At 63.3% G+C, this 21,743-nt stretch carries 20 protein-coding genes; 10 read left to right on the top strand and 10 right to left on the bottom strand.

Features of this window, described 5'->3' with window-relative positions; translation table 11 throughout:
* The first annotated feature begins 85 nt into the window (after positions 1 to 85).
* From dusB to hflX, 8 genes are all read left to right on the top strand, one after another.
* Entirely contained in the window at positions 86 to 1,129 is a 1,044-nt protein-coding gene (gene dusB, locus QU595_RS27445) for a tRNA dihydrouridine synthase DusB (RefSeq protein ID WP_315927993.1), read from the top strand.
* On the top strand, positions 1,126 to 2,235 hold the full coding sequence (locus tag QU595_RS27440; RefSeq protein ID WP_315927991.1) for a nitrogen regulation protein NR(II): 1,110 nt from the start codon (positions 1,126 to 1,128) through the stop codon (positions 2,233 to 2,235). Before dusB ends, QU595_RS27440 begins: the two co-directional genes overlap by 4 nt.
* The gene (gene ntrC / locus QU595_RS27435; protein ID WP_315927989.1) at positions 2,232 to 3,692 is read left to right on the top strand and encodes a nitrogen regulation protein NR(I); all 1,461 of its coding nucleotides are present in this window, start codon (positions 2,232 to 2,234) and stop codon (positions 3,690 to 3,692) included. The genes QU595_RS27440 and ntrC overlap by 4 nt, the downstream gene beginning before the upstream one ends.
* Positions 3,693 to 3,884: 192 nt before the next feature.
* Positions 3,885 to 6,095 carry a PAS domain-containing sensor histidine kinase gene (locus QU595_RS27430; protein WP_315928137.1) on the top strand — a complete coding sequence of 737 codons (2,211 nt, stop codon included), beginning with the start codon at positions 3,885 to 3,887 and terminating at the stop codon, positions 6,093 to 6,095.
* A complete protein-coding gene (locus QU595_RS27425; protein ID WP_315928135.1) occupies positions 6,085 to 7,446 on the top strand; it encodes a sigma-54 dependent transcriptional regulator in 1,362 nt (453 codons plus the stop codon). Before QU595_RS27430 ends, QU595_RS27425 begins: the two co-directional genes overlap by 11 nt.
* A gap of 92 nt (positions 7,447 to 7,538) precedes the next feature.
* Complete coding sequence (locus QU595_RS27420) at positions 7,539 to 8,402, top strand: D-amino-acid transaminase (RefSeq protein WP_315927987.1); 864 nt, start codon at positions 7,539 to 7,541, stop codon at positions 8,400 to 8,402.
* 142 nt (positions 8,403 to 8,544) lie between these two features.
* Positions 8,545 to 8,790, top strand: coding sequence for an RNA chaperone Hfq (gene hfq, locus QU595_RS27415; RefSeq protein WP_315927985.1), 246 nt, complete (start codon positions 8,545 to 8,547; stop codon positions 8,788 to 8,790).
* Positions 8,791 to 10,173, top strand: a complete 1,383-nt coding sequence (gene hflX / locus QU595_RS27410; protein ID WP_410000584.1) for a GTPase HflX — start codon at positions 8,791 to 8,793, stop codon at positions 10,171 to 10,173. It abuts the gene before it with no gap.
* Positions 10,174 to 10,188: 15 nt separating this feature from the next.
* Here hflX and mazG read toward each other — a convergent pair whose 3' ends face one another.
* Together mazG and QU595_RS27400 are read right to left on the bottom strand one after the other, a co-directional pair.
* The gene (gene mazG, locus QU595_RS27405; RefSeq protein ID WP_315927983.1) at positions 10,189 to 11,013 is read right to left on the bottom strand and encodes a nucleoside triphosphate pyrophosphohydrolase; all 825 of its coding nucleotides are present in this window, start codon (positions 11,011 to 11,013) and stop codon (positions 10,189 to 10,191) included.
* 8 nt (positions 11,014 to 11,021) lie between these two features.
* Entirely contained in the window at positions 11,022 to 12,206 is a 1,185-nt protein-coding gene (locus QU595_RS27400) for an amino acid aminotransferase (protein WP_315927981.1), read from the bottom strand.
* A gap of 232 nt (positions 12,207 to 12,438) precedes the next feature.
* Between QU595_RS27400 and QU595_RS27395 the strand changes: the two genes are divergently transcribed.
* Both QU595_RS27395 and QU595_RS27390 read left to right on the top strand, forming a co-directional pair.
* Positions 12,439 to 12,717 (top strand): GNAT family N-acetyltransferase, encoded by a 279-nt coding sequence (locus QU595_RS27395; RefSeq protein WP_315927979.1) that lies wholly within the window; start codon positions 12,439 to 12,441, stop codon positions 12,715 to 12,717.
* 57 nt (positions 12,718 to 12,774) lie between these two features.
* Positions 12,775 to 13,332 carry an NADPH-dependent FMN reductase gene (locus QU595_RS27390; protein WP_315927977.1) on the top strand — a complete coding sequence of 186 codons (558 nt, stop codon included), beginning with the start codon at positions 12,775 to 12,777 and terminating at the stop codon, positions 13,330 to 13,332.
* Positions 13,333 to 13,578: 246 nt separating this feature from the next.
* Here QU595_RS27390 and QU595_RS27385 read toward each other — a convergent pair whose 3' ends face one another.
* From QU595_RS27385 to QU595_RS27350, 8 genes are all read right to left on the bottom strand, one after another.
* The gene (locus QU595_RS27385) at positions 13,579 to 14,049 is read right to left on the bottom strand and encodes a YbaK/EbsC family protein (RefSeq protein ID WP_315927975.1); all 471 of its coding nucleotides are present in this window, start codon (positions 14,047 to 14,049) and stop codon (positions 13,579 to 13,581) included.
* Between the two features lie 15 nt (positions 14,050 to 14,064).
* Positions 14,065 to 14,883 (bottom strand): MBL fold metallo-hydrolase, encoded by an 819-nt coding sequence (locus tag QU595_RS27380; protein WP_315927973.1) that lies wholly within the window; start codon positions 14,881 to 14,883, stop codon positions 14,065 to 14,067.
* Between the two features lie 3 nt (positions 14,884 to 14,886).
* Positions 14,887 to 15,681 carry a TatD family hydrolase gene (locus tag QU595_RS27375; RefSeq protein ID WP_315927971.1) on the bottom strand — a complete coding sequence of 265 codons (795 nt, stop codon included), beginning with the start codon at positions 15,679 to 15,681 and terminating at the stop codon, positions 14,887 to 14,889.
* Positions 15,681 to 17,234, bottom strand: coding sequence for a methionine--tRNA ligase (metG, locus tag QU595_RS27370; protein WP_315927969.1), 1,554 nt, complete (start codon positions 17,232 to 17,234; stop codon positions 15,681 to 15,683). The genes QU595_RS27375 and metG overlap by 1 nt, the downstream gene beginning before the upstream one ends.
* A gap of 88 nt (positions 17,235 to 17,322) precedes the next feature.
* Positions 17,323 to 18,375: a DNA polymerase III subunit delta' gene (locus QU595_RS27365; RefSeq protein WP_315927967.1), complete on the bottom strand. Its 1,053-nt coding sequence runs from the start codon at positions 18,373 to 18,375 to the stop codon at positions 17,323 to 17,325.
* Complete coding sequence (gene tmk, locus QU595_RS27360) at positions 18,372 to 19,043, bottom strand: dTMP kinase (RefSeq protein WP_315927965.1); 672 nt, start codon at positions 19,041 to 19,043, stop codon at positions 18,372 to 18,374. Before tmk ends, QU595_RS27365 begins: the two co-directional genes overlap by 4 nt.
* A gap of 100 nt (positions 19,044 to 19,143) precedes the next feature.
* Positions 19,144 to 20,307: a D-alanyl-D-alanine carboxypeptidase family protein gene (locus QU595_RS27355; RefSeq protein ID WP_315927963.1), complete on the bottom strand. Its 1,164-nt coding sequence runs from the start codon at positions 20,305 to 20,307 to the stop codon at positions 19,144 to 19,146.
* An 83-nt stretch (positions 20,308 to 20,390) separates the two neighbouring features.
* A complete protein-coding gene (locus QU595_RS27350) occupies positions 20,391 to 21,614 on the bottom strand; it encodes a septal ring lytic transglycosylase RlpA family protein (protein WP_315927961.1) in 1,224 nt (407 codons plus the stop codon).
* Positions 21,615 to 21,743: the final 129 nt, after the last annotated feature.

The raw sequence follows: 21,743 nt of genomic DNA, 5'->3' as shown, positions 1-21,743 counted from the left end.
CGCAAACTCGGCTTATTCCGCATTGCACAATACCCTGTGTTTGGCTACAGAATGTGCATGATTGAATTTTGCTTGGTTTTTGTGCATGCACGATGAGGTTTCCGGCCTGACATTGCTGGCCGAGCCGCTGCATGTCGGCCCGGTGACGATCCGCAATCGGGTGTTCCTGGCGCCGATGTCCGGCGTTACCGATGAACCGTTTCGCAAACGGGCCTATGCGCACGGCGCGGGGCTTGTGGTGTCGGAAATGGTGGCAAGCGGGGAATTGGCGCGGGGGCGGGCCGGTTTCGACCTGCGCATCCGTCATTCCGGCCTTCCGGTGCATATGGTGCAATTGGCCGGGCGCGAGGCCGTCCACATGGCCGAGGCGGCGCGCATCGCTGCTGGCGAGGGCGCCGACATCATCGACATCAACATGGGCTGCCCGGCCAAGAAGGTGACGGGCGGTTACGCCGGTTCGGCGCTGATGCGCGATCTCGATCATGCGCTGACCTTGATCGAGGCCGTGGTCGGGGCCGTTGAGGTGCCGGTCACCGTCAAGATGCGGCTGGGTTGGGACGAAGAAGCATTAAATGCGCCATTGCTTGCGCGCCACGCGGAACAGGCCGGCGTGAAGATGGTCACCGTTCACGGGCGCACCCGTTGCCAGTTCTACCAGGGCAGGGCCGACTGGCGCGCCATCGCGCGCGTCAAGCAGGCCGTTTCCATCCCGGTGGTGGCCAATGGCGATGTCTGTTCGCCTGCCGACGCCGCCGGCATTCTGGCGCAATCGGGTGCCGATGCAGTGATGGCCGGGCGGTCCCACTATGGCGCGCCCTGGGTGGCGGCGCAGATCGCCGCGACGGCAACCGGCGCGGAAGCCGCCGGCATGCCGAAGACCTCGGCAGCGCTCGCCGATTATGTCGTCGCGCACTACGAAGACATGCTGGCGCTCTACGGCAAGGAAAGCGGTGTTCGGCAGGCGCGCAAGCATCTGGGCTGGTATCTGGATCGCCACGTTGCGAACGTCCCGGGCGAGCTGCGCAAGAGGATCATGACCTCGTTCGATCCGGACGAAGTCGCGGCGGCGCTACGGGAGGCGTTTCGTTACGCGACGCAAGGCGGTGAAAGTTTGCGGAGCGCGGCATGAGCGTGAATTCCCCCCGGATCGCAAATGTCCAGGACGCGGCCCAGATCGTGCTCAACACGATCCGGCGACCGGTCATCATGGTGGGCGCGGACGGGTGCATCAGCTACGCCAATGCCGATGCCGAGGACTTTTTTCGCTCAAGCGCAGCCGTTCTGGCCCGCAGCACGCTCGAAAAGCTCATTCCATTCGGCAGTCCGCTGCTTACGCTCGTTGATCAGGTCCGGGAGCGGTTGACTCCGGTCAACGAGTATCGGGTCGACGTTTCGTCTCCGCGCCTGGGCATCGAGAAGATCGTAGATCTCTATGCGGCGCCGGTTCCGGAGTTCCCGGGCTCGGTGGTGGTAATGTTCCAGGAACGCTCGATGGCCGACAAGATCGATCGGCAAATGACCCATCGAGGGGCTGCGCGCTCCGTGACCGGGCTTGCCGCCATGCTGGCGCACGAGATCAAGAATCCGCTGTCCGGCATCAGGGGGGCGGCGCAGTTGCTCGAACTTTCCGCTTCGGATGAGGATCGCGCGTTGACCCGGCTCATCACAGATGAGACCGACCGCATCGTGGCGCTGGTCGACCGCATGGAAGTGTTCTCCGACGAGAGGCCGATCGACCGTTATCCCGTCAACATCCATGTGGTGCTCGACCATGTGAAGGCCATCGCCCGGAACGGTTTTGCAAGCAGAATCAAAATCCTGGAGGATTATGATCCATCATTGCCTCCAGTCTATGCGAACCGCGACCAACTGATCCAGGTCTTCCTGAACCTGGTAAAGAATGCCGCCGAGGCCATAGGCAGCGACCCGCTCGGGGAAATCGGGCTTTCGACGGCCTTCAAGCCCGGCATTCGCGTTTCGGTGCCCGGAACGTCCGACCGCGTTTCGCTGCCGCTCGAATTTTGCGTGTACGACAACGGCCCCGGCGTGTCGGAAGACATTCAGCCGATCCTGTTCGATCCCTTCATCACAACCAAGCCGAACGGATCGGGGCTGGGGCTCGCGCTGGTTGCCAAGATCGTCGGCGAGCACGGCGGCATCGTCGAATGCGATTCGACCCCGCGTGGGACCACCTTCCGCGTGCTGATGCCGGCTTGGAAGGAGGATCGGGCATGAATCCGCACGGGACCATCCTGGTCGCCGATGACGACGCGGCGATCCGCACGGTGCTCAACCAGGCGCTGTCGCGTGCGGGCCACCAGGTGCGCGTGACCTCCAACGCCTCGACCCTGTGGCGCTGGGTCGCCGCGGGCGAGGGCGACCTGGTCATCACAGACGTGGTGATGCCGGACGAAAACGCCTTCGACATGCTGCCCCGGATCAGAAAGGCGCGCCCGGAGCTGCCTGTGGTGGTGATGAGCGCGCAGAACACGTTCATGACGGCGATACGGGCTTCCGAGGCCGGCGCCTATGAATATCTGCCGAAGCCGTTCGACCTGACCGAACTGCTGAACATCGTCAGCCGGGCGCTGGCGGAGCCGAGACGTCCCAAAAGCGAGGCCCGGCCGGAAGAACAGCCGGAAAACATGCCGCTGGTGGGCCGGTCGGCCGCCATGCAGGATATTTACCGCATGCTGGCGCGCATGATGCAGACCGATCTCACGGTCATGATCAGCGGCGAATCGGGCACCGGCAAGGAACTTGTGGCCAGGGCGCTGCACGAATACGGACGCCGGCGCGGCGGGCCGTTCGTCGCCATCAACATGGCCGCCATACCGCGCGACCTGATCGAATCGGAACTGTTCGGGCACGAGAAGGGGGCTTTCACCGGTGCGCAGAGCCGCTCGACCGGCCGGTTCGAACAGGCAGAAGGCGGCACGCTCTTCCTCGACGAGATCGGCGACATGCCGATGGAGGCGCAGACGCGGCTGCTGCGCGTGCTGCAGCAGGGCGAGTACACGACTGTCGGCGGGCGCACGCCGATCCGCACCGACGTGCGCATCGTAGCGGCCACCAACAAGGATCTGCGGGCGCTGATCAATCAGGGTCTTTTCCGGGAAGACCTGTTCTACCGGCTGAACGTCGTGCCGCTGCGGCTGCCGGGCCTGAGGGAGCGGGCGGAGGATATCCCCGATCTCGTGCGCCATTTCTTCAAGCTGGGCACACGGGAGGGCCTTCAGGCCAAACGTATCGCGCCGGCCGGGATCGAGCTCATGAAGCGCTATCCCTGGCCCGGCAATGTGCGCGAACTGGAGAACCTGATACGGCGCCTGGCCGCGCTCTATCCGCAGGACGAAATCTCGGCAGAGATCATCGAGGCGGAGCTGAAGACGAGCGAAAGCCCGGACGTGCCGGACGCCGCACCGCTCGTTTCGCACGATCTTTCGATCGGACAGGCCGTGGAGCACAATCTGCAGCGCTATTTCGCCTCGTTCGGCGACGAGTTGCCGCCGGCCGGGCTTTACGACCGCATCCTGGCCGAGGTCGAATATCCCTTGGTGCTGGCTTCGTTGACCGCGACTCGCGGCAACCAGATCAAGGCGGCGGAATTGCTTGGCCTTAACCGCAACACGCTGCGCAAGAAGATCCGCGATCTCGGGGTGAATGTGTACAAGGCTTCCCGCCACGGCTGACGCTGCTGGCAGAAATCGTGGTTCATAGCTGTCGAAAGATCTCCGGCGCACTTGCCTTTGTTGCATAATCGCCACAATGCGTTGCATAGATGCGACGCAACCATGGTTCCCAAAGGCGACACAGCGATTCAGAACTTGGCGGCAAAGGTTTCGCTTTTTCGCAGCTCCGGCGTGCAGGACGTGCGCCGGCTCATGGCGCTGCCTGGAATAATCGCGATCGTCGGCGGCTTGCTGGCCGCGGCCATTTCCTTTGCGATTCTGGTCGGCGCCACGCCGATCACGCCCGATCGAACCACCACGCTGGCCCTGATCGGGTTGAATGCGCTTTTCATCGTGCTGCTGGCCATCCTGATCGGTCGCGAGGTGCACCGCATCCTGATGGCGCGTCGGGTCGGCAAGGCCGCATCGCGGCTGCACGTGCGCATCGTCGCCATGTTCGCCCTCGTCGCGGCTATCCCGGCGATCATGGTGGCGATCGTGGCGTCCGTTACGCTGAATGTCGGGCTGGATCGCTGGTTCGAGATCCGCACCAAGACGATCATCAACTCCTCGCTGTCGATCGCCGACGCCTATGTGCAGGAGAACGCGCGCAACCTGCAGGGCACGACCCTGTCGATGGCCTACGATCTCGATAGCGCGCGCACGCTCTATGGCCTGGACCGCACCGGTTTTCTCGACCTGCTCAGCAAGGAAACGGTGGGCAGGGGGCTCGCCCATGCCGCGCTGGTCAAGCCGGATGGTTCCTTCGTGATGAGCGCCAAGACGGATGCCGCCTTCGCCATGCCCGAGCCGCCGGAAGGCTCGGTGCAGGAGGCGGAAAACGGCCGGCCTCTGCTGATAGCGCCGGAAACGCGCAACATCATGGGAGCGATCATCAAGCTCAAGGAACTCGACGGGCTTTTCCTGTACACGATCAAGCTGGTCGATCCAGAGGTCATCAAGGCCCGCCAGATCGTGCGGGCCAATACCGACGAATATCGCGGGCTGGAAGCCAACAGGCGCCCGACCCAGATCGCTTTTGCGCTGCCCTACCTGTCGCTCACGCTCATCATCGTTTTGTCGGCGATCTGGACCGGCATTGCCGTGGCGGACCGGCTCGTGCGGCCGATCCGGCAATTGATCGGCGCCGCGGACGAAGTGGCGACCGGAAATCTGGACGTCTCTGTGCCAGTCCGCCTGTCCGATGGCGATGTCGCCTCGCTCGGCGATACGTTCAACAACATGCTGCTGGAGCTCAAATCCCAACGCAACGAGATCCTGACGGCAAAAGACCTGATCGACGAGCGCCGCCGCTTCTCGGAGGCGGTGCTGGCGGGCGTCACCGCCGGGGTCATCGGCGTCGATCCCGACGGCATCATCACCATCGTCAACCCGTCGGCGGAGGCAATGCTTGCCACCACTTCCGCGGAAGCGGTGGGACAGAACCTTTCCGCGGTGCTGCCCTATGTAGGCCGTGTCTTCGAGATCGGCCGCAAGTCCGGCCGGCCGGCCTATCGGGATCAGGTTACCTTCTATCGTGCCGGCGCGGAACGCACCTTCAATGTGCAGATCACCGTCGAAGCCGACGATGATGACACCGAAGGCAACTCCTACGTGGTGACGGTGGACGACATCACCGATCTGGTGCAGGCGCAGCGCTCGTCGGCATGGGCCGATGTGGCGCGCCGTATCGCGCATGAAATCAAGAACCCGCTCACCCCGATCCAGCTTTCGGCCGAACGCATCAAGCGGCGCTACGGCAAGGTCATTACCGAGGACCGCGAGGTCTTCGACCAGTGCACCGACACCATCATCCGGCAGGTGGGCGACATCGGCCGCATGGTGGACGAATTCTCGTCCTTCGCCCGCATGCCAAAGCCGGAAATGAAGGCCATCGACCTGCGCGATCCGTTGCGCGAGGCGTCCTTCCTGGTCGAGGTCAGCCATCCCGAGATCAGTTTCGAGCGGCTGTTCGGCGACCAGCCGCTGAGGGGAACATTCGATATGCGCCTTCTGGCGCAGGCCTTCGGCAACATCGTCAAGAATGCGGCGGAAGCCATGGAAGGCGTGGAACGCAGCGATGGGTCGCGCCCGGTCATCCGTATCCAGGCCGGACTGGACGACGGCATGATCCGGGTCGACGTGATCGACAACGGCAAGGGCCTGCCGCGGGAAAACCGGCAAAGGCTGCTCGAGCCATATATGACGACGCGCGAGAAGGGCACCGGCCTCGGCCTCGCCATCGTCAAAAAGATCGTGGAAGACCATGGCGGCAGATTGGAGCTCCACGATGCCCCCGCCGACTTCTTCGGCGGACGAGGCGCAATGATAACCCTGATATTGCCGTCCGGCGTGCCTGCGGCGCGCGACAGGGGCGAGGCGGCCAACCCCAGAGAAAATGAAAAGGTCGATGATGGCGTCTGACATCCTTATCGTCGATGACGAGGAAGACATCCGCGAGCTGGTCGCAGGCATTCTGAGCGACGAAGGCCATGAAACCCGTACCGCACACGACGCGGACAGCGCGCTGGCAGCGATCGCGGACCGGGCTCCGCGACTCGTTTTCCTCGACATCTGGCTGCAGGGCTCAAGGCTCGATGGGCTGGCCCTGCTGGACGAAATCAAGACCTTGCATCCCAACCTGCCGGTGGTCATGATTTCCGGTCACGGCAATATCGAAACGGCCGTGTCGGCGATCCGCCGCGGCGCCTACGACTTCATCGAGAAGCCGTTCAAGGCCGATCGGCTAATCCTGGTGGCGGAGCGGGCGCTCGAGACGTCCAAACTCAGGCGCGAGGTTTCCGATCTCAAGCAACGCAGCGGCGAGACCTTCGACCTTATCGGCATGTCTTCGGCGATGAGCCAGTTGCGGCAGACCATCGAACGCGTCGCCCCCACCAACAGCCGCATCATGATCATCGGCCCGTCCGGCTCCGGAAAGGAACTGGTGGCACGGGCCATCCACGCCCTTTCGGCACGCAAGAGCGGACCGTTCGTGACCCTGAGCGCAGCGACGATCACGCCCGAGCGCATGGAAATCGAGCTGTTCGGCACCGAATCCAACGGCACCGAGCGCAAGGTCGGTGCGCTCGAGGAGGCACATCGCGGCATTCTCTACATCGACGAGATCGCCGACATGCCGCGCGAGACGCAGAACAAGATCCTGCGCGTGCTGGTCGAACAGCAGTTCGAGCGGGTAGGGGGCACGAAACGGGTCAAGGTGGACGTGCGCATCATCTCCTCCACCGCGCAGAACCTGGAGGCGATGATTGCGGAAGGCCGCTTCCGGGAAGACCTCTACCACCGGCTTGCCGTGGTGCCGGTGGCGGTTCCGGGTCTTGCCGAGCGGCGCGAGGACATTCCCTACCTGGTCGACAATTTCATGAAGCAGATCGCGCGCCAGGCAGGCATCAAGCCCCGCCGCATCGCCGACGACGCCATGGCGGTGCTGCAGGCGCACAACTGGCCCGGCAACGTGCGCCAGCTTCGCAACAATATCGAGCGGCTGATGATCCTGGCACGCGGCGACGATATCGATGCGCCCATCACCGCGGACCTGCTGCCCTCGGAAATCGGCGACGTAATGCCACGCACGCCCAACCAGTCGGACCAGCACATCATGGCGCTGCCGCTGCGCGAGGCACGCGAGCAGTTCGAGAAGGACTATCTCGTGGCGCAGATCAACCGGTTCGGCGGCAACATCTCCAAGACCGCCGAATTCATCGGCATGGAGCGCTCCGCCTTGCACAGGAAGTTGAAATCATTGGGCGTCTGAGGCCTGCCAGCCGTCCCGGCTGGACCACGCGTTTGTTCATTGCGCGTGGGCCGGAATCACATATGAAATCCAGCGTTTGTTGAGGGGCCCCCATGCCACGCATCGCCTATGTCAACGGCCGGTACGTCGATCACCGGGCTGCAGCCGTCCATATCGAGGACCGCGGCTACCAGTTCGCCGACGGCGTCTACGAGGTCTGCGAGGTGGCGCACGGCCAGATCGTCGATATGCGGCGGCATCTCGACCGGCTGGACCGCTCGCTCAAGGAACTGGGCATCGCATGGCCGATGCAGCGTTCGTCCCTCGTCGTCGTCATGCGGGAAGTCATCCGCCGCAACCGCGTGGCGAACGGGCTGGTCTATCTGCAGGTCACGCGGGGCGTTGCGCCGCGCGACCATGTCTTCCCGCCCGCCGGGACGCGGCCGTCTTTGGTGGTGACGGCCAAGAAGATCGACCCGGCCGCTTCGGCAAGGCGAAGCGAGTCGGGCATAAAGATCATCACCGTGCCCGAAAACCGGTGGGAGAGGGTGGATATCAAAAGCGTCGGGCTTCTGCCGAACGTGCTCGCAAAACAGCAGGCCAAGGAAAACGGCGCGCAGGAGGCGTGGTTCGTCGATCCGGACGGTACGGTCAAGGAGGGCGCCTCCACGAATGCCTGGATCGTCACCAGGGACGGCGTGCTGGTCACGCGTCCGGCCGATCACGGCATCCTGCGCGGAATCACGCGCACGACGTTGCTGGACGTGGCCCGCAAGCACGGCGTGAGGGTCGAGGAGCGCAGCTTTTCCGTAGAAGAAGCCAAGGCCGCGCGCGAGGCGTTCGTCACCTCCGCGACGCAGATCGTTATGCCCGTTGTCGCGATCGACGGCCACGCGATCGCCAACGGCCATCCGGGTTCCATTGCACTTTCGTTAAGGGCGGCATTTTTTGACATTGCGGAAAAAAGTCCGGCCTGATAACCCGCAAGACAGTAGAGTAGTTAATTTATTCTCATTCACCTAGCCGTCGGAGCGGCGAGTTGGCGGCAAGCTTGACATAGCCTGAGTATTTTGGCGCACTGGCTTGTCCACCGAAGGGGATCGGCGAAAGATAAAAACAATGGCAGAGCGTTCGCAAAACCTCCAGGACTTGTTCCTGAATTCTGTTCGCAAGAGCAAGAATCCACTCACCATCTTCCTGATCAATGGCGTGAAATTGACAGGTGTAGTCACTTCGTTTGACAATTTTTGCGTGCTTCTTCGTCGCGACGGCCACTCCCAACTGGTCTACAAGCACGCGATTTCCACGATCATGCCGAGCCAGCCGGTTCAGATGTTCGATGGCGAGGAAGGTCAAGGCGGCTAGTTGGCACGGAACGGCGACGCGGACCGGGGCGACCGCGCAGCGGATTCCGTAGCGAAGCCGGCTGCCGAATCCACTCGTGCTGTGATTGTGGTGCCGGTTCTGCCGGCATCCCAGCGCATCGAGGACGATGCGGGGCGGCCACGCCTGGCCCGTTCGCCGGAAGCCCGGCTCGAGGAGGCGGTGGGCCTTGCCCGCGCCATCGATCTGGACCCGGTCTATACGGCGGTAGTCCCGGTGAACGATCCGCGTCCGGCGACGCTGTTGGGCTCCGGCAAGGTCTCCGAACTCGCAGCTTTGGTGAAGGAACGCGACGCGGAACTCGCGATCGTCGACCATCCGCTCACACCGGTGCAGCAGCGCAACCTCGAGAAGGAACTGAACATCAAGGTGCTCGATCGCACCGGGTTGATTCTCGAGATATTCGGCGAACGGGCGCGCACCAAGGAAGGCGCGCTGCAGGTGGAACTTGCCCACCTCAACTACCAGAAGGGGCGGCTCGTACGCAGTTGGACCCATCTGGAGCGGCAACGCGGCGGAGCTGGCTTCCTCGGCGGCCCGGGCGAGACGCAGATCGAGGCGGACCGCCGCATCCTGCAGGACAAGATCGTCAAGCTGAAGCGCGAGCTGGAAATCGTGCGGCGCACGCGCGACCTGCACAGGGCTAAGCGCAAGAAGGTGCCGTTCCCGGTCGTCGCGATCGTCGGCTACACCAATGCGGGCAAATCCACGCTGTTCAACCGGCTGACCGGGGCTGGGGTGCTGGCGCAGGACATGCTGTTCGCCACGCTCGATCCGACGCTGCGCCGTGTGCGCTTGCCGCATGGAACGCCCATCATCCTGTCGGATACGGTCGGGTTCATTTCCGACCTGCCCACGCATCTGGTGGCCGCTTTCCGCGCCACGCTCGAAGAGGTCGTCGAGGCGGACCTCGTCCTGCATTTGCGCGACATTTCCGATCCCGACACAGCGGCCCAGGCCGAAGATGTGGAGCAGATCCTTGCCGATCTCGGCGTCGATGCGAATGACGACCGGCGCGTCATCGAAGTTTGGAACAAGATAGACCTGCTGGACGACCAGAACCGGACGAGGCTGCTGGAAAGCGACGGCAACAGCCATACGCATGTGGCGGTCTCGGCGGTAACGGGCGAGGGGATCGAGGCACTTCTGGCCCTTATCGAGACGCGCGTGGCCGGCGAGCTTCAGCCTCTGGACGTGACGCTGGAGCCGACGGAACTCGGCCTCATCGACTGGCTGTACCGCAACGGCGACGTTATCGCGCGCACCGACAACGAGGACGGCAGCGTCTCGATCTCGCTGAAGGCGACGCAAAGCGCGCGCGAGGAAATCCAGAACAGGCTGATGCGCGCCAGGAACAAGCGATAGAGGGCACTTTCGCGGTCAGCGGGCCGTTTTCGCCTGTTGCCAGAGCGCTTCCATCTCCTCGAGCGTGGCCTCTTCCAGCGAGCGGCCCGATCCAGCCAGCGCCTGCTCGACATGATGGAAACGGCTCCGGAACTTGTCGTTGGTGCCGGCCAGTGCGGCCTCCGAATCGAGCTTCAGGTGGCGGCCCAGATTGACCAGGGCAAACAGCATATCGCCGAATTCGTCCTTGATAGCCGCCGTGTCGCCACCGGCAAGCGCCTCGCGCAATTCGCCGATCTCTTCCTCGATCTTGTCGAGGATTGGCATTGCCTCGCCCCAATCGAAGCCGACGCGGGCGGCTTTCTCCTGTAATTTCAGGGCGCGGGTCAGAGCGGGCAGGGCGAGCGGAACGCTGTCCAGATAGCCTTTGCCATGATCTTCAGGATCGTGGCCGCGCGCAATGCGGGCAGCGCGCTTTTCGGCTTTCTCCTCGGCCTTGATCTTCTCCCACATGCCCTTGGCCATGCCGGCGCCGCGCGCCTTCTCGTCGCCGAACACGTGGGGATGACGGCGGATCATCTTGGTGGTGATGGCGTCGACGACGTCGCCGAAGGCGAACTCCTGTGCCTCCTCGGCCATTTGCGCGTGGTAGACCACCTGAAGCAGCAGGTCGCCCAGTTCCTCGCGCAAATCGTCGAAGTCGCCGCGCGCAATGGCATCGGCGACCTCATAGGCTTCCTCGATGGTGTAAGGCGCTATCGATGAAAAATTTTGCTCGACATCCCAGGGGCAGCCGGTCGCGGGGTCCCGCAGCGCCGCCATGATCTCGATCAGGCGTGAAATGTCGCTCGAAGGTTTCATTGGCGCAATCAGTCCAGCACGGCAACGATGGCCTTGGCCAGATCGTCAAGCCGGTCTTCGGGAAGCCCTGCGACATTGATGCGGCTGTCGCCAACCATGTAGACACCGTGGTCGTTGCGCAGGCGCTCGACCTGGGCTTCGGTCAGGCCGAGACGCGAGAACATGCCGCGATGGCTGGCGATGAAGTCGAAGCGGTCCGAGTTCGACCGCTGGCGCAGGGCTTCCGCAAATTTCACCCGCAGGCTGAGCATGCGGTTCCGCGTTTCGTCCAGTTCCGCTTCCCAGTCGGCGCGCAATGCAGGGTCTCCAAGCACAATGCGCACGGCGGCCGCACCGTGATCCGGCGGCATGGAATAGAGCGTCCTGGCAGCCGCGAGCATATGGCCCAGGGCAGCATCGGCCTGCGTGCCGTTCGTTCCCATGACCATCGCTGCGCCGACGCGGTCCCGATAAACGGCGAAATTCTTCGAGCAGCTAGCCGCGGCAACCATTTCCGGAACCTTGGCGGCGACGATGCGCAGGCCGGCGGCATCGGCGTCGAGCCCTTCGCCGAAGCCCTGATAGGCGATGTCTATAAAGGGAAGCAGCCGCTTGTCCGCCAGCAGGCCGGCGAGGGCGGTCCACTGCGCCTCGTTCAGATTGGCGCCGGTGGGGTTATGGCAGCAGCCGTGCAGCAAAACGGCATCGCCCGACTCGGCCTTTGCGAGTGCTTCGAGCATGGCCTCGAAGCGCACGGTTCCGGTGTCTGCGTCGAAATAGGGATATTCGCGCACCTTCAGTCCGGTATCGCGCAGGATCGGCACGTGGTTTGCCCAAGTGGGATCGGACACCCAAACGGTTGCTTCGGGACGTGAGCGCTTGATGAGTTCGGCACAAAGCCGGAGCGCGCCGGAACCTCCCGGCGTCTGCGCGGCACGTATACGCGCCGTATCGGCGTTCTCGCCGAAAACGAGACGGATCATGGCCATGTTGAAAGCGGCGTCGCCCACCAGGCCGAGATAGGTCTTGGTTTCCTGCGAGGCAAGCAGGCGCTTTTCCGCCTCGCGCACGGCCCGCATGACGGGCGTCCTACCGTCGCGATCCTTATAGACGCCCACGCCGAGATCGAGCTTTCCCGGCCGTGGATCGGCGCGATAGAGTTCTATCAGGGCAAGGATCTTGTCGGTGGGGGCAGGCGGAAGAGCTTCGAACATCGGCAGTCGTTCCCTGATGTCTTGCAGATTGCGAGTCCGACGGGCAGCGATGTCCGGCCGGCGCGTTTTGATACGCAAACGGGCCGCAATACTCCAGTGTTTTCAGGCCAATCCGGATGCGCCAGGGTCACGATTCGGGCAAGATAACGGGAGATCGAGCCCGCTCGCGCAACGAAGAAGGTCGGTTATAGTGCATGGCACAGGATGAACTCGCCGGGCTTGGAGATTGCGCATGGAAGAAAAGATCGTCGACAATCACTCCATGAATCGCTTCGAACTGCCGGTCGGCGACGCAACGGCCGTTGCGTACTACCGCATCGAGAACGGCCGCGTCGTGCTCGTGCACACGGAAGTGCCGCAGGAGCTTTCAGGGCAGGGCATCGGCACCAGACTTGCGAAAGGGGTGTTCGAAGCAATCCGGGCCAGCGGTCGCCGCGTGATCGCAAAATGTCCGTTCATGGCGGCTTTCGCGAGCAGGCATCCGGAATATCTCGATATGGTGGACGGGTGACCTTTCCAGGGTCGAGGCGGGCGGCAAGAATGTCGCCACGGCGATAGCGGAGGACGAATGACAAGGATAATCGGAATTTCCGGCAGCCTGCGCAGCGGCTCATATAATGCGGCATTGCTGCGCGCTGCGGCGGAACTGGCGCCGCCCGGCACCGAGCTCGTCGTAGAGACCATACGCGGTATACCGCTCTACGATGCCGACCTCGAAGCCCAGCAGGGCATTCCGCCGCGGGTCGCGGAGTTGAAGGAAGAAATCGCGAGGGCCGACGGGCTTTTGCTGGTGACGCCCGAATACAACAATTCCATACCGGGCGTGTTCAAGAACGCCATCGACTGGCTGTCGCGACCCGCTTCGGACATTCCCCGCATATTCGGCAGCAAGCCGGTTGCCGTGATCGGCGCATCGCCGGGCGGTTTCGGCACGCTGCTCAGCCAGAATGCCTGGCTTCCGGTGCTGCGCACCTTGCGGACCGAGCCCTGGTTCGAAGGCCGCTTGCTGGTGTCGAGGGCATCGCATGTGTTCGACGACCACGGAAGGATTACGGACGAGGGTATCCGTGACCAACTCCGCTCGTTCATCGAGGGCTTTGCGGCGTTCTTGAAGGCGAGAGACTGATCGAACATCAGCCCAGGCAGCAGACAGTTCCTTGCAACGATAAGCTACCGATATCGCGAGTCGCAGTCAAAAGTGGAACGCACCCGTACAGGTCGGAGAGTCGCATAAGATAGATTATGGAACTTATACGGACGACAGATTGAGAGAATTGCCGGCGATTGCTTGTGGTTCTACAGGCGCTTGTGCTTTGGCCGCGCGTTTGCCACTTCAGCGTCCCGTAGGGCCAAGGCTCTTTGCGTTCGGGCGTCAACTCGTCAGCGGCGCGACCACCGCCCGGGCGGCATCGACCAAGGCCGCAGGCGCTGCGGCGAAGACCGCATCGTGGGCGCCGGCGGCAGCCCAGACGCGATCGAAACCCAGCAGCGTTTCGTCGGCGAATGCCGGTATCGCAACCAGATGGCCGATTGGCGAAACGCCGCCAATGGCAAAGCCGGTCTCATCGCGGATCTGGCGCGGCTCGGCACGGCTGAGCGCTTCGCCCGCGACACTGGCTGCTTTGTCGATATCCAGACGTTTTGTGCCTGAAATCAGGAACAGATAGAGCTTGCCGCTCGATTCGCCGCGGAAAATCAGCGATTTGACGATCTGCGCTACGCTGCAGCCGCATTGCTGCGCAGCTTCGTCAGCCGTTCGCGTCGAGGCGCCCATGCGCCGAACTTCGATATCCAGACCTGCCTCGGCTGCCGCCCGTGTTACGCGCTCGATGCTGCCTGCCATGAACTATCTCTTGCTTCACTTTGATTCATAAGGGATTTCCAGGATCATCCCGTCATATGCCGGCTCGACATTGGCCGGCGTCTCGGCTATTACCGTGGCATAGTCGAGCGGCACATGCATATGTGTCAGCACCGCCTTTTTCGGTGCCAGCCTTTCGATCCAGCCGAGCGCTTCGCCGAGCGAAAAGTGGCTGGGATGCGTCCGATACTGGAGCGCGTCGATGACGAGGATTTCGAGACCGGCGAGCCGCGCGGCAGTGCCATCCGGAAAGGCGCTGACGTCGGGGCAATAGGCCAGCCCGCCGACGCGGAAACCGAGCGAAATGATGTCGCCGTGAACCTGCGGCAGCGGTTCGAGGGTGAGGGTGCCCCCCTCGCCTTCGACCGTCACCGGCCGATCGTGATCGATGGTGCGCGCCCACAGGATCGGCGGATAGGAGCTGCCGGCCGGGGTTTCGAAGCAATAGCCGAAGGCGGCCTTGAGGCGATCCATCGTCGGCTGGTCTGCATAGATGTCGATCAGGCGTTTTTGCTCGAGCACATAGCCGCGCAGATCGTCGATGCCATGGATATGGTCGGCATGCGGATGCGTGTACACCGCTGCGTCGATGCGTTTGACGCCCGCCATCAGCATTTGCGCACGGAAATCCGGTCCGGTGTCGATCACGACCGTGGTTTTGGCGCCACTGGCGGAAATCCGCTCGACCAGGGCGGCCGAGCGCATGCGGCGGTTCTTCGGATTGGACGGGTCGCAATTGCCCCAGTCGCCAGTGATGCGCGGCGTGCCGGGCGACGAGCCGCAGCCGAGAATGGTGAGGCGCAGCCGGTCAGCCACGGCTCAGGCGCCCCGCGGACTGTTGCGCGGCACCTTCGCGAACAGGCGGAAGAAGTTCTCGGTGGTGATGCCGGCGACCTCTTCCTCGCTCGTTCCGATCGTGTCCGCCAGGATTCTTGCCGTTTCGGTGACGAAGGCCGGCTCGTTGCGTTTGCCACGATGCGGCACCGGGGCGAGATAGGGCGCGTCGGTCTCGACCAGCAGACGCTCGCGCGGCACCTGCTTTGCGATTTCACGCAATTCGGCCGAGTTGCGGAAGGTCAAAATGCCGGAAAACGAGACATAGCCGCCCAGTGCCACGCCGACTTCCGCCAGCCGGCGGCCGGAGGAAAAGCAATGCAGCACGAAGGGGAAAGCGCCCTTCCCTGTTTCCTCTTCAAGAATGGCCGCCATGTCGTCGTCCGCCGAGCGCGCATGGATGACCAGCGGCAGTCCGGTTTCGCGCGCCGCCGCGATGTGCGTGCGGAAGCCCTTCGCCTGCGCCTCGCGCGGCGCATGGTCATAGTGATAGTCGAGCCCGGCTTCTCCGATGGCCACGACCTTCGGATGGGTGGAAAGACGCACCAGTTCCTCGGCGGTCACGTCCAGTTCCTCGGCCGCATTGTGCGGATGCGTGCCAACGGAACAATAAATATCTTCAAAATTTTCTGAGATTTCAATGATCTGCTGGAATTTCCTCACACGCGTCGAGATCGTCACCATGCGTCCGATACCGGCGGCGCGGGCGCGGGCGACGATAGCCTCCCGCTCCTCCGCGAAATCGGGAAAGTCGAGATGGCAATGACTGTCGACCAGCATCAGGCGTTTCCATCCTGCTGCTCGACATAACGCGGAAACACCGGCTGCGGCGCCGGCAGGGGCGTTGCGTATACGAGCGCATGTTTGGCGGAAACATGCTCGAAGTCGCGTTCGTCCGGCGCTGCCGCGAGAATGTCCAGAAGCCTGGAAGCCGAACCGGGGATGAAAGGCTGACAAAGGATGGCGACGCGCCTCACCGTTTCGGCGGTCGTCCACAGCACCGTTTCCATGCGCGCGGGATCACTCTTCTTCAGCGCCCAGGGTTCCTGGGAAGCGAAGTAACGGTTGGCTTCGGCTACTACGCCGAAAATAGCCGCAAGCGCCTGATGGATGGCCTGCTCCCCCATGGCTTTGCGCGCGGTTTCCAGCGCCTCGACGGCCATGTCGAGGATCGCACTGTCGGCCTCGGTCATCTCGCCGCGTTTCGGTACGATGCCGCCGCAATTCTTGGCGATCATGGACAGCGAGCGCTGCGCCAGATTGCCGAGATCGTTGGCAAGATCGGCATTCGTGCGGTTGACGATGGCTTCGTGGCTGTAGCTGCCGTCCTGTCCGAACGGCACCTCGCGCAGGAAGAAATAGCGCACCTGATCGAGTCCATAATGCTCGACCATGGCGAACGGGTCGATGACGTTGCCGACCGACTTCGACATCTTCTCGCCGCGGTTGAACAGAAAGCCGTGCGCGAATACGCGCCGGGGCAGTTCGATGCCGGCCGACATCAGGAATGCCGGCCAGTACACGGCGTGGAAGCGCACGATGTCCTTGCCGATGATGTGCGCATCGGCGGGCCAATAGCTCCAGCGCTCCGCGGCCGTGTCCGGATAGCCGGCGGCGGTGATGTAATTGGTCAGGGCATCGACCCACACATACATGACGTGCTTTTCGTCGCCCGGAACCGGAATGCCCCAGTCGAAGGTGGTGCGCGAGATCGACAAATCCTTCAGGCCCGACCTGACGAAGCTGACCACCTCGTTGCGGCGCTCGGCGGGCATGACGAAATCGGGCTGGCTCTCGTAGAGCGCCAGCAGCCTGTCCTGGTAGGCCGACAGGCGGAAGAAATAGCTTTCTTCCTCGACCCATTCCACCGGCGTTCCCTGCGGACCGTAGCGGACGTTGTCGGCGCGAACCTCGGTCTCCTCCTCGCCGTAATAGGCCTCGTCCCGCACCGAATACCAGCCGGCGTAGCCGCCCTTGTAGATGTCGCCATTGGCGGCCATCGCCTTCCAGATCGCCTGAGAGGCGGCATAGTGGCGGGGTTCCGAGGTGCGGATATAGTCGTCGTTGGACGCGTTCAGCACCTTGGCCATGCGCTGGAATTCGGCGGCATTTCGGTCGGCCAGCTCACGCGGAGAAATGCCTTCCTTGCGCGCGCTCTGCAGCATCTTGATGCCGTGCTCGTCGGTGCCCGTGAGAAAGAACACGTCCTTGCCGTCGAGGCGCTGAAAGCGGGCGAGCGCGTCCGTGGCGATGAGTTCGTAGGCGTGGCCGATATGCGGCTTGCCGTTCGGATAGGCGATGGCCGTGGTGATGTAATATTTTTGGCGGGACATAACGGACCGTGGAAGTCTCAATGAAAATGATATCGCGGGTGGATTATCGCATCGGGACGGCGATTGCCATCCCGGACCACGCGGCGTGTCACATTCGCATCGCAGAATTCAACCGGTCGATCATTGTCAGGGCGTGCTGCTTCTTGTCGAGATTGTAGGTTTCGGTTTCGGATATGGCGTTACGCGCCTCCTGCCAAGCATAGGCCAGCGCCTTCGCCGCGTCGAGTCGGCCGGCGCGGGCCGCGACAGCCGCAGCGTCGGACAGCATATCCAATGCGTTGCGGTTGAAGATGTCGAACTGCACCGTCCGGTCGCGGCCGGAAACCGCTTCCGCAAGCCGGTAAGCCGCAGCGACATCCTGGCCGGATCGCAGCAGCGCTGCCAAGGCCTCGGCGATTTCCAGGCCGCCATATTGCGTGAGCAGTATGGCGTTCCTGACGCTGCCCCCTGCCCGCGCCACCAGGGCGTTTCTGGCGGCCGCGTCTTGAGGCGGCGGCGGTTCGATGCCATCCAGCACCCGCATCAGATCCACGCCGGACAAAGGCGCAAGCCGCACCATCTGGCACCGCGAACGGATCGTCGGCAGCAGGCTGCCCGGTGCGTGCACGATAAGCACGAACAGGGTGCGCTTCGGCGGCTCTTCAAGATTCTTCAGCAACGCGTTGGCAGCGTTGGTATTCATGTCGTCCGCCGGATCGATGATAACCACTCTGTAGGCGCCATCGTGCGAGGTCATGGAGAGAAAGCCGCCGACCTTGCGGATTTCGTCCACCGTCAACATCGTCTTGAACGCCTTGGTCCTGTCGTTGAGCGGCCGTGTCAGATGCAGGACGGAGGGATGCGCGCCCGTGGCTATCTGGCGAAACAGGGAAGAAGCCGGATCGGGAGTTGCGAGCGTCTCCGGCGCCGTATGCGGATCCGGATATTTCAGCAGGTGGTGCGCCAAATGAAAGGCCAGTGTGGCCTTGCCGATGCCCACCGGGCCGCTCAGGATCAATGCGTGCGGCAGCTTGCCAGCCCTGTATGCGGCGGCCAGCATCGCCGCCGTGCCCTCATGGCCGACAAGACGCGGGGTTTCGGCCGGGCTCGGCACGCCGTCCAGCGTGTCGTGCTGCTCGGGGGCCATGCGCTCGAAACTCATGCCGGTGTTGCCTGACGGCCGTTGCGGAGCTTCGTTTCCAGCGCAGCGAAAACGGCCGTTGTGATACGGGCCTCGACCGCTTCGGTATCGCCGGAGGCGTCGATGACCGCACAGCGCTCCGGTTCTGCGGCTGCGATCGCCAGGAACGCCTCGCGGCGGCGCTGGTGGATGGCGAGCGTCTCCTTCTCGTAGCGGTCGGGCCCGTCATCAGCGCCACGACGCGCCGAGGCGCGCTTCAATCCTTCCTCGGCGTCGAGGTCCAGGATCAATGTGAGGTCGGGCACCATGCCGTTCACCGCAACGCGTTCCAGGGCGCGCATGAAGGCCGCATCGAGCCCGCCGGTCACGCCCTGATAGACGCGCGAGGAATCCATGAAGCGGTCGCACAGCACGATGGCGCCGCGAGCGACCGCCGGTCTTATGACCTGTTCGACATGGTCGGAGCGGGCGGCCGCGAAAAGCAATGCCTCCATGCCGGGGCCGAACGGTTCTGCCGCCCCGGACAGCAAGACATGCCGCACCGCCTCCGCGCCGGGAGAGCCGCCCGGCTCACGCGTTTCGAGCACGTCGTATTTCTTGGCGCGCAAACGCTGTGCCAGGCGCTTGATCTGCGTCGACTTTCCGGCCCCTTCCCCGCCCTCGAAGGTTATGAAGAACCCGTTCGCCAAAACCTGAGCCTTTGCTCGCCGTTTTCATTATCGCCGGCTGTCATAATGTCCCCGGCAGAAAAGGTCCACGACCCAGCGGCCGGCCCGGCGATTGCCCGTATCAGCGCAACCAGCCTACGGCCAGTTCTTTCACCGCGTCCAGGGCCCTGCCAGGCAGGGTTCCGACCTCGACCGTCTCGGCCGCATAGAGCGGGGTTTCCTGGCTCAGCGTATCGCCGATCCATACGCGCAGCGACCCGACCCGCTGGCCCTTTTCGACCGGCGCCGGCAGCGGGCCGTCATAGACGATGCGCGCGGTCAGCTTGTCGCGGTTGGTTATGGGCAGGAAAATATCCACCGGGCCCTTTGCCTTCAACGGCACGCCCGAGCGGGTGCCGCCGAAAACCTGCGCCTCCCCGACCACCTCGTCATTGCCGAAGATTTCGGTCTTCTCGAAGGATCGCAGCCCCCATTCAATCAGCTTGCGGGCTTCCTCCGCCCGTTCCTTGTCGCTCGCCAGGCCGCTCATAGCGGCGATCACCCGCTTGCCGCTCTGCGTTGCCGAGCCCACGATACCAAATCCGTTCTGCTCGCTGGCGCCGACCGCAAGTCCGTCGGCGCCGATATCCATGGCCAGCAACGGATTGCGGTTGCGTTGCGTGATCTTGTTCCAGGTGAAGTCCTTCTGGCCATAATTGGCATAGAGATCGGGATAGTCGCGCCAAAGGTGCAGCGCCAGCATCGCGAGTTCCCGTACCGTTGTCTGCTGCCCATCGGCAGGCAGGCCAGTGGCATTCACGAATTTCGACTTTTCGAGCCCGATCTGGCGGGCACGCTCGGTCATCTGAAGCGCGAAATTATCTTCCGATCCGGAAAACCCTTCCGCAAACACGATGCAGCCGTCGTTGGCCGCCTGGATGGTGACGCCCTTGATGAGGTCTTCTAGTCGGATCGCCGACTTCAAGGCGGCAAACATCGTGGACGTGCCCGAGGGCGCGCCGCCCGTGCGCCAGGCGTGCTCGCTCACCACGAAGGTGTCGTCCAGCTTGAGCCGGCCTGTCTTGATGGCGTTGAACGCCATCTCCATGGTCATCAACTTGGCCAGCGATGCGGGCTGGATCAGCTTGTCGGCGTCCTTGGAAAACAGCACGGTGCCGGTTTCGCCATCGATCATGAAGGCTTGCGCGGCCTTGGTCTCGAAGAGCTGGGCGGCTGCCGGAAACACGCAGGAAAGCACCAGAGCCGCGCTGACACATCCGGCAAGAAACGGGCGAAGACTAATCATGGAAAGGACAGCCCGCTCGGCAAATAGGTTTCAAAGCTATCAGGCTTTTGCGGCCGATCAACCGCGATCAGCCGTGGTTTTGCTCAATCCCGTACGGCGATCGCATCCGTGGCGCCATGCGACCATGCCGCCTGCAACATCGTGTCGATGTCGGCGTGCCCGTCCGGATAAAGATTGACCGAGTACCACAGTTTCCCGTCGTGCCTGGTACGTTCGATGCCGACCCGACCGACGTCTCCCAGCACGGCCGCAAGGGTGTTCGCGTCGGCTGCGCTTTCGTAGGTGGCCGCGGCGACATAGTCCTGCGAATAGGTGGCTGCCGCGGCCGGATTCGCCCGTTTCCAGGCATTCGCGATATCGCGCGCCTGCCCTCCCCGGTCGACGGCGTCGAAGACCCGTGCAGCGTTCTGTATGCGCGCGTCGGCATAGGACAGAGACGCCATTGCGAACGGCACGCGCGACGGCTGGCCGCCGATATCGGGACGCTCCTGGACGATCGGGCCGAAATCAGGAAGCGCGGGGCTGTCAAAGGACGGCGCCTGTGCGGACATGACAGGCTGGGGCGCCGAATTCAGATCCGGCGACTGCTGGGGGAACGGCACTGCCGCGGCAGCCGACCCGCTCGGCGTCGAACCGTTCATGGCGATCATGACGCCGGTGGGCAGGCCTACGGACGGATCGAACTTCTTGCCCGGCCGATAGGAAGCCATGAGATACTGGTCGTCGTTGCCGTCTAGCGGTGCGCGGCCGACATACTCGACCTTCACCTGGGCGGTGCCGATATTGGCGTAGTCCAGCATTTCGGCCGCACGGCGGGAAAGATCGATGATGCGTCCCTCGTGGTAGGGGCCGCGATCGTTGACGCGCACGATCACGGAACTGCCGTTCGCCAGATTGGTGACGCGGGCATAGCTCGGCAGAGGCATGGTCGGATGCGCTCCGGTAAGGTGTTCCGTGTCGTAGACCTCGCCATTGGCGGTGAGCCTGCCGTGGAAGGCATCACCATACCAGGATGCAGCGCCTGTCTTGACGTAGCGCTTGTCCTCCTTGGGATAGTACCACTTGCCGCGCACCTGATAAGGCTTGCCGAGCTGATCCCGGCCGCCTCCGCGCGGGATGAAACGGCCGGTGAAGACGCGGGGACTGGCTTTCACGCCATACTCGCTTTCGGCGAAATATTCCTTTGACCGCTTATGGACGGTCGCCTTCGGTTGCGGGGTCGCGCAGGCGGCCAGGAGGCTGGCCGACGCGGCAAGGAGCACGAAACCGGAAGCACGGCGAATACGCAGGCGCGCCGATGTCTGCATCTTCGATTGTCCCCACAGCCCGTTTGCGGCGCCGTTACTCGATACAACTACGAAACCAGGGCAGCCTGCGGCGAACTCCTTCGGCACCCCGAGCCCAGATTTCATCTGCGCAGGAATTGTTTATCAGCG

Source organism: Mesorhizobium sp. SP-1A (assembly GCF_032460275.1).
In the GTDB taxonomy this organism is placed as follows: Bacteria; Pseudomonadota; Alphaproteobacteria; order Rhizobiales; family Rhizobiaceae; genus Mesorhizobium.
Note: the sequence above shows the minus strand (reverse complement) of the source record. Positions and strands in the feature narration are given on the sequence as shown.

Excerpts from the sequence above, each read along its gene's own strand:
- dusB (WP_315927993.1), top strand. The coding sequence starts at position 86 with ATGCACGATGAGGTTTCCGGCCTGACATTGCTGGCCGAGCCGCTGCAT.
- QU595_RS27440 (WP_315927991.1), top strand. The coding sequence starts at position 1,126 with ATGAGCGTGAATTCCCCCCGGATCGCAAATGTCCAGGACGCGGCCCAG.
- ntrC (WP_315927989.1), top strand. The coding sequence starts at position 2,232 with ATGAATCCGCACGGGACCATCCTGGTCGCCGATGACGACGCGGCGATC.
- QU595_RS27430 (WP_315928137.1), top strand. The coding sequence starts at position 3,885 with ATGGCGCTGCCTGGAATAATCGCGATCGTCGGCGGCTTGCTGGCCGCG.
- QU595_RS27425 (WP_315928135.1), top strand. The coding sequence starts at position 6,085 with ATGGCGTCTGACATCCTTATCGTCGATGACGAGGAAGACATCCGCGAG.
- QU595_RS27420 (WP_315927987.1), top strand. The coding sequence starts at position 7,539 with ATGCCACGCATCGCCTATGTCAACGGCCGGTACGTCGATCACCGGGCT.
- hfq (WP_315927985.1), top strand. The coding sequence starts at position 8,545 with ATGGCAGAGCGTTCGCAAAACCTCCAGGACTTGTTCCTGAATTCTGTT.
- mazG (WP_315927983.1), bottom strand. The coding sequence starts at position 11,013 with ATGAAACCTTCGAGCGACATTTCACGCCTGATCGAGATCATGGCGGCG.
- QU595_RS27400 (WP_315927981.1), bottom strand. The coding sequence starts at position 12,206 with ATGTTCGAAGCTCTTCCGCCTGCCCCCACCGACAAGATCCTTGCCCTG.
- QU595_RS27395 (WP_315927979.1), top strand. The coding sequence starts at position 12,439 with ATGGAAGAAAAGATCGTCGACAATCACTCCATGAATCGCTTCGAACTG.
- QU595_RS27390 (WP_315927977.1), top strand. The coding sequence starts at position 12,775 with ATGACAAGGATAATCGGAATTTCCGGCAGCCTGCGCAGCGGCTCATAT.
- QU595_RS27385 (WP_315927975.1), bottom strand. The coding sequence starts at position 14,049 with ATGGCAGGCAGCATCGAGCGCGTAACACGGGCGGCAGCCGAGGCAGGT.
- QU595_RS27375 (WP_315927971.1), bottom strand. The coding sequence starts at position 15,681 with ATGCTGGTCGACAGTCATTGCCATCTCGACTTTCCCGATTTCGCGGAG.
- metG (WP_315927969.1), bottom strand. The coding sequence starts at position 17,234 with ATGTCCCGCCAAAAATATTACATCACCACGGCCATCGCCTATCCGAAC.
- QU595_RS27365 (WP_315927967.1), bottom strand. The coding sequence starts at position 18,375 with ATGAGTTTCGAGCGCATGGCCCCCGAGCAGCACGACACGCTGGACGGC.
- QU595_RS27355 (WP_315927963.1), bottom strand. The coding sequence starts at position 20,307 with ATGATTAGTCTTCGCCCGTTTCTTGCCGGATGTGTCAGCGCGGCTCTG.
- QU595_RS27350 (WP_315927961.1), bottom strand. The coding sequence starts at position 21,614 with ATGCAGACATCGGCGCGCCTGCGTATTCGCCGTGCTTCCGGTTTCGTG.